The organism is Streptomyces sp. XY431, from assembly GCF_001279805.1.
In the GTDB taxonomy this organism is placed as follows: Bacteria; Actinomycetota; Actinomycetes; order Streptomycetales; family Streptomycetaceae; genus Kitasatospora; species Kitasatospora purpeofusca.
The window spans coordinates 1-11859 of sequence record NZ_LGDO01000446.1 but is presented as its reverse complement, the minus strand read 5'-3'; the positions used below and the strand labels follow the sequence as shown (position 1 = coordinate 11859).

Below are 11859 nucleotides of genomic sequence, written 5' to 3'. Positions count from 1 at the left end.
ATCACCCTAGTGTCGCAATGGATTTGCGCGTCGGCGACCTCAGACGACGGGCGGGCGCCCCTCGTCGAGGTCCTGCACAAAGCGACTCAACCGCCGCGCCGCCTCCGGAAGATCGCGCTTGGCGGCCTCGGTGACGATGAGCAGTTGACGGGTGAGAGCGGTCTTTGCATCGGCAGACACGTTCAGCGCATGCACGCGGTCGTGAGCTTGCTTCAACCGCTCGGCCACAAGCGCGAAGAGCGCTGCGACTTCCGGGTCGTCCGGCCCCTCAGCAGCTGAGGTGGCGGCGTCCGGCCGATCGTCAATTCGGCGTTCGGATCCCCGGCCCGTGGACTCCGGTGACGCGGGTTCGCCGCCCGCGTACGGAGGTTCATGGTGCCGGTGCATGCACTGATTGTGCCATCTACGCGCAGTTGTGCATGCGCGGGGCCCTCCGCGGCAAAACCGAATCGTCAATCCGGGGCCCGCGGACGGGCACAACTCCCGCCCCGGAACGGCGGATGGCCCGCCCCCCCGAGGGGGGAGGCGGGCCATCCGGCGGTTCGTCAGAATGCTTGTTCAGAACGGGTGATCAGGCCGCCGGCAGGGTGCGCGGCTTGAACGAGGGCCGGCCCGCTTCGAAGGCCGCGATGTCGGCCTCGTTCCGCAGCGTGATGCTGATGTCGTCCAGGCCGTTGAGCAGCCGCCAACGGAGGTTGTCGTCCAGTTCGAACGGCGCGGTGATGCCCTCGGCCCGCACCTCGCGGGCCTCCAGGTCGACGGTGACGGGGGCGGTCGGGTCCGCCTCGGTCAACGCCCAGAGCCGTTCCACGGTCTCCTGCGGGAGGACCACGGTGAGCAGGCCGTTCTTCAGCGAGTTGCCGCGGAAGATGTCGGCGAAGCGCGAGGAGATCACGGCGTGGAAGCCGTAGTTCTGCAGGGCCCAGACGGCGTGCTCGCGGGAGGAGCCGGTGCCGAACTCGGGGCCGGCCACCAGGACGGTGGCGCCCTGCCGCTCGGGCCGGTTGAGGATGAACGACTCGTCCCGGCGCCAGGCCTCGAAAAGGCCGTCCTCGAAACCGGAACGGGTGACTTTCTTCAGCCAATGGGCGGGGATGATCTGGTCCGTGTCGACGTTGCTGCGGCGCAGCGGCACGGCCCGCCCGGTGTGGGTGGTGAACTTCTCCATGCTGCTCAGACCTCCACGGCGGCGGGGGACGCCAGATCGGCGGGGGCCGCGAGGCGGCCCAGGACAGCGGTCGCGGCGGCGACCTGGGGCGAGACCAGGTGGGTGCGGCCGCCCTTGCCCTGGCGGCCCTCGAAGTTGCGGTTCGAGGTCGAGGCGCAGCGCTCGCCGGGGGCGAGCTGGTCCGGGTTCATGCCCAGGCACATCGAGCAGCCCGCGTGCCGCCATTCGGCGCCGGCCGCGGTGAACACCTTGTCCAGGCCCTCCTCGACGGCCTGGAGGGCGACCCGGACGGAGCCCGGGACGACCAGCATCCGCACGCCGTCGGCGATCCGGCGGCCGCGCAGCAGGTCGGCGGCGGCACGCAGGTCCTCGATCCGGCCGTTGGTGCAGGAGCCGACGAAGACCGCGTCGACCGCGACCTCGCGCAGCGGGGTGCCGGCCTCCAGCCCCATGTAGGCGAGGGCGTTCTCGGCGGCGGTCCGCTCCTGCGGGTCGGCGAAGGAGGCCGGGTCCGGCACCGAGGCACCGAGCGGGGCGCCCTGGCCGGGGTTGGTGCCCCAGGTGACGAAGGGGGTCAGCTCGGCGGCGTCGATGAAGATCTCGTGGTCGAAGACCGCGTCCTCGTCGGTGCCCAGGGTCCGCCAGTACTCGACCGCGGCGTCCCAGTCCTCGCCCTGCGGGGCGTGCGGGCGGCCCTTCAGGTAGGCGAAGGTGGTCTCGTCCGGGGCGATCATGCCGGCCCGGGCGCCCGCCTCGATGGACATGTTGCAGATGGTCATCCGGGCCTCCATGGAGAGGCCGCGGATCGCCGAACCCCGGTACTCCAGGACGTAGCCCTGGCCGCCGCCGGTGCCGATCCGGGTGATGATCGCCAGGATGAGGTCCTTGGCGGTGACGCCCTCGGGCAGTTCGCCCTCGACGGTGATCGCCATGGTCCGGAACGGGGCCAGCGGCAGCGTCTGGGTGGCGAGCACGTGCTCGACCTGGCTGGTGCCGATGCCGAACGCCAGCGCGCCGAACGCGCCGTGGGTGGAGGTGTGGGAATCGCCACAGACCACGGTCGTACCGGGCTGGGTGAGGCCCAGCTGGGGGCCGACGACGTGCACGACGCCCTGCTCGATGTCGCCGAGGGAGTGGATCCGGACGCCGAACTCGGCCGCGTTCTTGCGCAGGGTCTCCAACTGGACCCTGGAGACCGGGTCGGCGATCGGCTTGTCGATGTCCAGGGTCGGGGTGTTGTGGTCCTCGGTGGCGATCGTGAGATCGGTGCGGCGGACCGTGCGCCCGGCCAGCCGGAGACCGTCGAAGGCCTGCGGGCTGGTCACCTCGTGGAGCAGGTGCAGGTCGATGAAGAGCAGGTCGGGCTCGCCCTCCGCGCGCCGCACGACGTGGTCGTCCCAGACCTTCTCTGCGAGTGTCCGTCCCATCGGATTCCCTCCAGCCGGCCGCGTTGCCGGCCTTCTCGTGTCGTCGAGGTCAAAGCTGTCGCGGCCCGGTGCGGCATGCGACGAGCGACCTGCACACCGGATCGGTGTCCACGATGCGGACACCTCGGCGGGGTCGCATCCTGGATGTCTCCCGGGCTGCTGCATCCAGAGTGGCGCTTTTCGCAGAAGATTGAACTTGCGTCTCGCGGAATGAGACTGCAGTCTTAGCGCATGGACAACTCTAGCGGCGTCGGCGTGCTCGACAAGGCCGCTCTGGTGCTGAGCGCACTGGAGTCGGGCCCCGCCACGTTGGCGGGGCTGGTCGCCGCCACCGGTCTGGCGCGCCCCACGGCCCACAGACTCGCCGTCGCACTCGAACACCACCGTCTGGTCACCAGGGACATGCAGGGCCGGTTCATCCTCGGCCCGCGCCTGTCCGAACTCTCCGCCGCGGCGGGCGAGGACCGGCTGCTCGCCACCGCGGGCCCGGTCCTGACCCACCTGCGCGACGTCACCGGCGAGAGCGCACAGCTCTACCGCCGGCAGGGCGAGATGCGGATCTGTGTCGCGGCCGCCGAGCGGCTCTCCGGTCTGCGGGACACCGTCCCGGTCGGCAGCACCCTGCCGATGAAGGCCGGCTCGGCCGCCCAGGTCCTGCTGGCCTGGGAGGAGCCCGAGCGGCTGCACCGCGGCCTCCAGGGCGCCCGGTTCACCGCCACCGCGCTGAGCGGTGTCCGGCGGCGCGGCTGGGCGCAGTCGATCGGCGAGCGGGAGCCGGGCGTCGCCTCCGTCTCCGCGCCGGTCCGCGGCCCCTCCAACCGGGTCGTGGCCGCCGTCTCGGTCTCCGGGCCGATCGAGCGCCTGACCCGCCACCCCGGGCGGCTGCACGCCCAGGCCATCATCGAGGCCGCCAACCGCCTCACCGAGGCCCTGCGCCGCAGCTGACCCGCCCGTCCCCCACCCGCCCCCACGCCTCCCCCGCACTCTCCCCCACCGAAAAACCGTGAAGGGCCCCGCTCGCTGTCGAGCGGGGCCCTTCGGGCGGGGTTCCCACGGTTTCCCGATGGCTTCCCGATGCTTTTCCCAGTGACTTCCCGGCGGCTTCCCGGCGGTCCGGGAAATCAAAAAAGACCCCGGGGACCGGGGCCTTTCTTTTCTGGCTGGGGTACCAGGACTCGAACCTAGACTAAATGAACCAGAATCACTCGTGCTGCCAATTACACCATACCCCAACACAAAGCAATCAGCCGATGAGCAACCCCATCGGCTTCCTGCTTCAGTACCCCCGACCGGATTCGAACCGGCGCTACTGCCGTGAGAGGGCAGCGTGCTAGGCCGCTACACAACGGGGGCATCCTGGCGATTCCTTGCGGAATCAGTACCCCCGACCGGATTCGAACCGGCGCTACTGCCGTGAGAGGGCAGCGTGCTAGGCCGCTACACAACGGGGGCTTTCCAGGCGGTCCCTTGCGGGACCAGTACCCCCGACCGGATTCGAACCGGCGCTACTGCCGTGAGAGGGCAGCGTGCTAGGCCGCTACACAACGGGGGCTTGTCTTCACTTGTCGCGGTGTGGACCGCGGGTACTGCGCTGGGGTACCAGGACTCGAACCTAGACTAAATGAACCAGAATCACTCGTGCTGCCAATTACACCATACCCCACCAGAGTTGAACCCCTGTCGGGGATCCTCTCGGGCTTGCGCCTCCCGCTCGGCTCCGGCGGGGGCTTTGACTCCCTCGTCGTTGCCCTCCCGGGCGGCGCAGAAAGAACATTACCCGACGTCCGCCCCGGCTCCAAAATCGATAACCCCAGGCAGCGGGAAGGGGGCCGTCCGGTGACCTCCGGGGGCGCCGCGAGCCCGGCGCCGAGGCCGGGCCCGCGGGGGCGCCGCCGGTGTCCGGCGGCCGGTCGCAGCGGTGCCGCGGTCAGGCGCCGGGCAGGCCCGCCAGGGCCGCGTTCAGCCTGCGCAGCGTCTCGGCGCGGCCGAGCAGCTCCATCGACTCGAAGAGCGGCGGGGAGATCCGGCGGCCGCTCACGGCCACCCGCAGCGGGGTGAAGGCGAACTTGGGCTTGATGCCCAGCCCCTCTACCAGCGCCTCGCGCAGCGCGGCCTGGATCGGCTCGGCGGTGAACCCGTCGAGCGCCTCCAGGGCCCGGACGCCGGCCTCCAGCACCGGACGGGTGTCCGCGGTGAGCACCTTGGCGGCGTCGTCCGGGTCGAGCGCGAAGTCCTCCGGCGCGACGAACAGGAAGCCGGCCATCGCCACGATCTCGCCGAGTACGACCATGCGCTCCTGGGTGAGCGGCGCCACCTCGGCCAGCAGCCGCAACTGCTCGGCGCTCGGCCCGGCCGGCAGCAGGCCCGCCTCCTGGAGGTGTGGCACCAGTCGGCGGACGAAGTCCTCCGGGGCCAGCCGGCGCACGTGCTCGGCGTTGACCGCCTCGCACTTCTTCAGGTCGAAGCGGGCCGGGTTGGCGTTCACCCTGGTGACGTCGAAGGCCGCCACCAGCTCGTCCACGGTGAAGACGTCGCGGTCCTCGGCCAGCGACCAGCCCAGCAGCGAGAGGTAGTTGAGCAGCCCCTCGGGGATGAAGCCGCGCTCCCGGTAGAGGTTGAGCGAGGCCTGCGGGTCCCGCTTGGAGAGCTTCTTGTTCCCCTCGCCCATGACGTAGGGCAGGTGGCCGAACCTCGGGGTGCCGCCGTCGCCCACGCCGATGTCGGCGAGCGCGGCGTAGAGCGCGATCTGGCGCGGGGTGGAGGAGAGCAGGTCCTCGCCGCGCAGCACGTGGGTGATGCCCATCAGGGCGTCGTCCACCGGGTTGACCAGGGTGTAGAGCGGCGCCCCGTTGGCCCGGACGATGCCGTAGTCGGGCACGTTCTCGGGCTCGAAGGAGAGGGTGCCGCGGACCAGGTCGTCGAAGGCGATCGTGGTGTCCGGCATCCGGAAGCGCAGGATCGGCTCCCGCCGCTCCAGCCGGTACACGGCCACCTGGTCGTCGGTCAGCTCCCGGCAGTGGCCGTCGTAGCCGGACGGCTTCCCGGCCGCGCGGGCGGCCTCGCGGCGGGCGTCCAACTCCTCGGTGGAGCAGTAGCAGTGGTACGCGTGGCCCGCCTCGTGCAGCCTGCGGGCGACGTCGGCGTAGATCTCCATCCGCTGCGACTGCCGGTACGGCGCGTGCGGGCCGCCGACCTCCGGGCCCTCGTCCCAGTCCAGGCCGAGCCAGCGCATCGCGTCGAGCAGCTGCCCGTAGGACTCCTCGGAGTCGCGGGCGGCGTCGGTGTCCTCGATCCGGAAGACCAGGGTGCCGCCGTGGTGGCGGGCGAAGGCCCAGTTGAACAGGGCGGTGCGGACCAGGCCCACATGCGGGTTGCCGGTCGGGGAGGGGCAGAAGCGCACCCGGACGGGCGGTCCGGCGGGCTCGCTAGCCACGCTTGACCACCTTGTTGGCGAGGGTGCCGATGCCCTCGACGGTGACCGCGACCTCGTCGCCGACCTGGATCGGGCCCACCCCGGCGGGGGTGCCGGTGAGGACGACGTCGCCGGGCAGCAGCGTCATGGCCTCGGAGATGTGGACGATCAGCTCGGCGACCGAGCGGACCATCAGCGAGGTGCGGCCGGTCTGCCGGAGCTCGCCGTTGACCGTGCAGGTGACGGCGAGGTCGGAGGGGTCGAGGTCGGTCTCGATCCAGGGGCCGAGCGGGCAGGCGGTGTCGAAGCCCTTGGCGCGGGCCCACTGCCCCTCGCGCTGCTGGACGTCGCGGGCGGTGACGTCGTTGGCGCAGGTGTAGCCGAGGATCACCTCGGGGACCCGCTCCAGCGGCACCTCGCGGCACATCCGGCCGATCACCACGGCCAGTTCCGCCTCGTGCTGGACGTCCGAGGAGAACGGCGGGTAGGCGATGCTCTCGGTCGGGCCGATCACCGAGGTGGAGGGCTTGAAGAAGGTGAGCGGGACGTCCGGGACGGCGTTGCCCAGCTCGGCGGCGTGCGCGGCGTAGTTGCGGCCGACCGCGACGATCTTGTTGGGCAGGATCGGGCTCAGCAGCCGGACGTCCTGGAAGCGGTAGCTCTCACCGGTCGGCCGGGGCTGGCCGAACGGGTGGCCCGCCAGTGCGTGGACCACCAGCGACTCGGGCCGCGCCGGGTCCCCCTCGACCACACCGAAGGAGACGCTGCCGGCGGCAGGACTCCCTTCCCGGACGGAAAACCTGGCAATGCGCACGGCTCGGGCACCCCTCGCGTCGTCGGCCGCCCGGGGCGCGCCCGGGCGCTGGTGGAGGCCGGTCCCGCTTCGGGCCCGGCCCCGCTCAATCGCCGCCAGGCTATCGCGCGGGCCCCGGACCGGCCGCTCCACCGGCCCGGGTGTCCGGAGGCCGGCGGGGGTGCCCGGGTACGCGAAGGGCCCCGCCACCGGGGTGGCGGGGCCCTTCAGGGCGTATGCGGAACGCTTCAGTCCTGCGGAACGTTCACCACCGGAGCGACCATCAGCCGGGTGCGGCGCGGGTTGGCGGTGGAGGTCGGCAGGTCGGTCGGGTAGGTCACGGCGGCCTCGGGCCTGCGGGCGCCGGGGATCTGGCCGAAGTCCTCGACCGAGGCCAGCGTCGTCCGGCGCGGGTTCGCGGTGGAATTGGCGGACAGCGTGGACTCGGCGGCCTTCTTCGCCTGGGACATCTCGTCAGCACCTCAAGGTCGTGGCCGGGCGACCGACCGCGATCGGCCCCGGCCTGAGTGATTCGGGAGGATTCTGGGCAGGCTGATTCGGGGCCGTGCTCCGGATACCGCAAGGTTACGGATCTCTTTCCACAGGCACCGTGACCAAAGCTACACATTCATCTGTGATTTTCGTCACAAATCATGGAACATAACGCCGATATCCGACATGTCGCTGCATCAGTTTTTACCGGCATATCGGATATATCGGTCATACCCGAAGCGCCGTGCATCAGGTTGATCTCGGGTCTGCTTGGCATGTATCTGACGAGTGTCCGAAAAAGGCGGTATTCAGGTCCGGTTGCCGTACAGACCGTGAGATTCCGCGCGCGTTCGGTAGTGCCGCCCGATGTGCCCCGCTCGCCCTTGTTGGGATTCCCCGGCTGTGCTGGAATGCCACGGACCGTGGGTAGGGAGTACTCCACCCCGGTGACCCGCTCTCCCGGACCGGCCGGGGTGCGGATGGAAACTCCACACCGTCCAGGCTGCGGCGACGCGGCGGGACGCCCGGTCCAGAGGTTGCGACGCCAGTGCAGGGACGTTTCAAAAGGGGTAGCGGCGGCGCGGGTGACCCTGAGTCGCGTGAGCCGGTGGCAGCCCCCCAGCCGGCGGCGGCCCCCGGCGGTCCGGCCGAACCGACGCCCGACGTGATCGGACGACCCGAGGAGGAGGGCGCGGAGCGGAAGTCGGCCCGGGGCAAGCTCCGGTCCACCCTGACCCGCCGCCGGGCCAAGGGCATGAGCCGGCTCGCCATGCGCAACTGGCGGATCCGCAGCAAGCTGATCGCCCTGCTCGCGCTCCCGGTCATGGTCGCGCTGGTCCTCGGTGGCCTGCGCATCCAGACCTCGCTCGAGACCTCGCAGCAGCTGGCCCAGATGGCCAACCTCTCCGACCTGGCCAAGAAGGCGACCGACCTCGCCAACGCCCTGCAGAACGAGCGGGACGTCAGCGCGGGGCCGATGACCAACAAGCCCAACGCGCCGCTGGACGACGACATCGTCGCCGCGCGCAAGGTCACCGACGACCTCAGCCGCACCTTCACCGCGTCCGCGGACAAGTTCGAGAACCTCGAACTCTCCGGCGGCAAGGCCCTGCTCTTCCAGATCCGCAAGGACCTGAACTCGGTCTCCGACGCGCGTGGCAACCCGTACCAGAACAACCAGAACATCCAGGCGACGATCACCGCCTACGACGTGATCATCCGCGACCTGCTGTCGATCACCCAGGACATCGCGCTCGCGTCCAACAACCGCGAGCTGGTCCGCGCGACCCGTGCCCTGCAGCAGTTCTCGCTCGCCAAGAACTCCACCTCGCAGCAGCGCGCGCTGATCAGCGCCGCGCTCGCCAACCCGGGCGGCCCGGACCTCAGCCTGAGCGACGAGTCCTTCGGCATCCGGTTGAAGTCGTCCTACGACAACGCGCTGACCGGCTTCAACAACATCTACACCTCGCACGACCTGGACAACCTGCGCGGCCAGCTGAGCTACAACTCGGTCGTCGCCGCGGCCGACCGATACGCGCGCTCGATCCTGCAGCAGAGCGGTATCCACCAGAGCGAGGTCGTCAGCTACAAGGACTGGTACGAGCAGTCCACCGCCAAGATCGCCGCCGAGCGCCGGATCGAGTCCAAGCTCATCGAGGACCTCGACGGAAAGGCCCAGGAGCTCCAGTCCCAGGCCGACACCGAGGCCCTGATCATCGGTGCCGCCGTCGCGCTGGTGCTGCTCGTCGCCCTCGGTGGCGCCGGTCTGATCGCCCGCTCGATGGTGCGCTCGCTGACCCGGCTCCAGGCCGCGGCCGAGGACGTCGCCGAGCGGCGACTGCCCGAGCTGGTCAAGACGCTCTCCGAGACCGACCCGCACGACGTCGACGTCGCCGTCGAACCGGTCGGCGTCGACTCCGCGGACGAGATCGGCCACGTGGCCCACGCCTTCGACATGGTGCACAGCGAGGCCGTCCGCCTCGCCGCCGAGCAGGCCCTCCTCCGCGGCAACATCAACGCGATGTTCACCAACCTCTCGCGCCGCAGCCAGGGCCTCATCCAGCGCCAGCTGTCGCTCATCTCCGAGCTGGAGAGCCGCGAGGCGGACCCGGACCAGCTGGCCAACCTCTTCAAGCTGGACCACCTCGCGACCCGTATGCGCCGCAACGGCGAAAACCTCCTCGTCCTCGCCGGTGAGGACCCGGGCCGCCGTTGGACCCGCCCCGTCCCGCTGGTCGACGTGCTCCGCGCCGCCGCCTCCGAGGTGGAGCAGTACGAGCGCATCGAACTCGCCGCCGTGCCGTCGGCCGAGGTCGCCGGCCGCGTCGTCAACGACCTCGTCCACCTGCTCGCCGAGCTGCTGGAGAACGCGACCTCGTTCTCCAGCCCGCAGACCCGCGTCCGGGTCACCGGCCACGCCCTGCCGGACGGCCGGGTGCTGGTCGAGATCCACGACACCGGTATCGGTCTGAGCCCGGACGACCTCGCCGAGATCAACGAGCGCCTCGCCAACCCGCCGACGGTGGACGTCTCCGTCTCCCGCCGCATGGGCCTCTTCGTGGTCGGCCGCCTGTCCCTGCGACACGGCATCCGCATCCAGCTGCGCCCCAGCGACTCCGGTGGCACCACCGCGCTGGTCATGCTCCCGGTGGACGTCACCAACTCCGCCGACCGTCGCGGCGCCGGTCGCCCCGGCGGCGGCCAGCAGCCCAAGCAGCAGCGCGGGGTCGCCCCGACACCGCGCCAGCAGCGCCAGATGCCGGCCGGCCAGGGCGGCCGCGCCGGCGACCGGGCCGCGCTCGGCCAGGCCCCGGCGGGCGGTGCCCCGCAGGGCCGGCCGCAGCTCGGCCAGGGCGGCCCCGGCCCGTCCGGCGGCCAGGGTGCCCCGGGCGCCCCCGTCGGCGGTCTGCCGACCCGCCAGGCCGGCCAGTCGCTGCGGGAGAACCCGCCGCAGGCCGGTCGTCCGGGTACGCCGAACCAGCAGGCCCCCGGCCAGCAGGCGCCGAACCAGCAGGGCGGCCAGGGCCGACCGGCTCCGGGCCGGCAGGCCCCGCCGCAGCAGGGTGCCCCGAACCAGCAGGGCGGCCTCCCGCAGCGCTCCCCGGGCCGACAGGGGCCGCCGCAGGGCGCCCCCGCCGGTCTGCCCCGGCGCGACCGGCAGCCCGGCGGCCCCCAGGGTCCGCAGCAGGGCGGTCCCCAGCAGAACGCGCAGCAGAGCGGTCCGGGGGCACGCCGCCCCGGCCAGGAGCGTCCGCAGGGCGCAGGCGCCCCCGCCGCCCGCGGCGGCGAGCAGCCGCAGCACGGCTGGGCCGACCAGGCGGGCCGCCCCGGCGCGCCGGCACCGCAGGGTGCCCGCCCGGGCGAGCGTCCGCAGGACGGGCTGCCGCAGCGCCAGCGCCCCGGCCAGGGCCGTCCCGGTCCGCAGGGCCGATCGCCGCAGGGTCCCCAGGGCCCGCAGCAGGGTCAGGGCGGCCGTCCGCAGCAGCCCGCCCAGGGCAACCGTCCGCAGCCGGGCCAGCAGCAGCCGCTGCCGCAGGCCCCGCAGCCCCAGCCGCTGCCGGCGGCCGACGCCTCCTCGATGGAGAGCACCCAGCAGATGGCCCGGCCGCGGTTCGAGGCCAGTGACATCGACCCGCGCGACCCGCTGGGCCTCGGCCTGGTGGAGCCGGTGCTGCCGAGCGTGCCGAACCCGGGCCGTCCGGAGCGGAACATCCAGCAGCCGCAGCAGCAGGTTCAGCAGCCGCAGGCCCAGCAGCCGCCCGTGCGGCAGGAGCCGATGGCGCTGCCGTCCGGTCCGTCCGAGGGCGGGGCGCCGGCCGAGCAGGGCTGGTACCGCGAGGAGGGTCGCCCGGGCGAGCAGGCGTACCAGCCGCGCCGTCCCGGCACCACGGCCCCGGGCTTCCCGGCGCAGGACGGTCAGCGGCAGGCTCCCCAGGGCCGGCCGCAGCGACCGCAGGGCCCGCAGCAGCAGGCACCGCAGCAGCGGCAGCCGCAGGCCCAGCAGCCGCAGGCCCAGCGGCAGGCACCGCAGCAGCAGGCCCCGCAGTCGCGGCCCGAGCAGCAGGCGCCCCCGCAGCAGGCCCAGCAGCAGGCCCCGGGCCAGCAGCAGCCCGGCGAGGCCCCGTGGCGCCCGTCCGCCAACGACGAGCGCTGGCGCCGGGCCGAGCAGGTCCGCGAGCCCTCGACCAGCGGGGTCACCATGTCGGGTCTCCCTCGGCGCACCCCGCAGGCCAACCTGGTCTCCGGTACCGCCGAGTCGTCCCCGCTGACGGGTCCGCAGGTGTCCCGCGCGCCCGAGGAGGTCCGCGGCCGCCTGACCAACCTGCGCCGCGGCATCCAGCAGGGCCGCCGGGCCGGTGCCGAGCAGGCCGCGGGCCAGCCGCCGGCCAATCCGGCCGGATCCCACCATGGTGCCCAGCAGCCCGGGTTCGATAGCTTCGGGGCCCGCAACGACGGCAACGCCGCAGATCACCAGGAGCGTTGAGTTGAGTCAGATGAGCCAGGCCGCACAGAACCTGAACTGGCTGATCACCAATTTCGTGGACAACACCCCTGGGGTGTCGCACAC

General features: G+C 72.1%; 8 protein-coding genes, 5 tRNA genes and 1 pseudogene. 3 read left to right on the top strand and 11 right to left on the bottom strand.

Annotation, left to right across the window (positions count from 1 at the left end):
* Nucleotides 1–39: 39 nt before the first annotated feature.
* The 3 genes from ADK60_RS48515 to leuC form a co-directional block, all read right to left on the bottom strand.
* Nucleotides 40–387: an SCO5555 family protein gene (locus ADK60_RS48515; RefSeq protein ID WP_400753583.1), complete on the bottom strand. Its 348-nt coding sequence runs from the start codon at nt 385–387 to the stop codon at nt 40–42.
* 184 nt (nt 388–571) lie between these two features.
* On the bottom strand, nt 572–1168 hold the full coding sequence (leuD, locus tag ADK60_RS28315; protein WP_045941241.1) for a 3-isopropylmalate dehydratase small subunit: 597 nt from the start codon (nt 1166–1168) through the stop codon (nt 572–574).
* Between the two features lie 5 nt (nt 1169–1173).
* Nucleotides 1174–2595, bottom strand: a complete 1422-nt coding sequence (leuC, locus tag ADK60_RS28310) for a 3-isopropylmalate dehydratase large subunit (protein ID WP_045941240.1) — start codon at nt 2593–2595, stop codon at nt 1174–1176.
* A 231-nt stretch (nt 2596–2826) separates the two neighbouring features.
* Here leuC and ADK60_RS28305 point away from each other — a divergent pair, with 231 nt between their 5' ends.
* Entirely contained in the window at nt 2827–3540 is a 714-nt protein-coding gene (locus ADK60_RS28305; protein WP_030306825.1) for an IclR family transcriptional regulator, read from the top strand.
* 212 nt (nt 3541–3752) lie between these two features.
* On the opposite strand, the gene ADK60_RS28300 is transcribed toward ADK60_RS28305, so the two are convergent.
* From ADK60_RS28300 to ADK60_RS28265, 8 genes are all read right to left on the bottom strand, one after another.
* Nucleotides 3753–3827 (bottom strand) — tRNA-Gln (locus ADK60_RS28300).
* A 48-nt stretch (nt 3828–3875) separates the two neighbouring features.
* A tRNA-Glu gene (locus ADK60_RS28295) sits at nt 3876–3948 on the bottom strand.
* 26 nt (nt 3949–3974) lie between these two features.
* A tRNA-Glu gene (locus ADK60_RS28290) sits at nt 3975–4047 on the bottom strand.
* A 27-nt stretch (nt 4048–4074) separates the two neighbouring features.
* A tRNA-Glu gene (locus ADK60_RS28285) sits at nt 4075–4147 on the bottom strand.
* A gap of 39 nt (nt 4148–4186) precedes the next feature.
* A tRNA-Gln gene (locus tag ADK60_RS28280) sits at nt 4187–4258 on the bottom strand.
* Between the two features lie 264 nt (nt 4259–4522).
* Nucleotides 4523–6028, bottom strand: a complete 1506-nt coding sequence (gene gltX / locus ADK60_RS28275) for a glutamate--tRNA ligase (protein ID WP_053649714.1) — start codon at nt 6026–6028, stop codon at nt 4523–4525.
* Nucleotides 6021–6821: a fumarylacetoacetate hydrolase family protein gene (locus ADK60_RS28270; RefSeq protein WP_045944730.1), complete on the bottom strand. Its 801-nt coding sequence runs from the start codon at nt 6819–6821 to the stop codon at nt 6021–6023. Before ADK60_RS28270 ends, gltX begins: the two co-directional genes overlap by 8 nt.
* Before the next feature lie 227 nt (nt 6822–7048).
* Nucleotides 7049–7270: a hypothetical protein gene (locus ADK60_RS28265; protein WP_045944731.1), complete on the bottom strand. Its 222-nt coding sequence runs from the start codon at nt 7268–7270 to the stop codon at nt 7049–7051.
* Nucleotides 7271–7899: 629 nt separating this feature from the next.
* On the opposite strand from ADK60_RS28265, the gene ADK60_RS47855 reads away from it, so the two are divergent.
* Both ADK60_RS47855 and ADK60_RS28255 read left to right on the top strand, forming a co-directional pair.
* On the top strand, nt 7900–11775 hold the full coding sequence (locus tag ADK60_RS47855) for a nitrate- and nitrite sensing domain-containing protein (protein ID WP_053649713.1): 3876 nt from the start codon (nt 7900–7902) through the stop codon (nt 11773–11775).
* A 10-nt stretch (nt 11776–11785) separates the two neighbouring features.
* Nucleotides 11786–11859: pseudogene (locus ADK60_RS28255) on the top strand (roadblock/LC7 domain-containing protein); the annotation flags it as partial.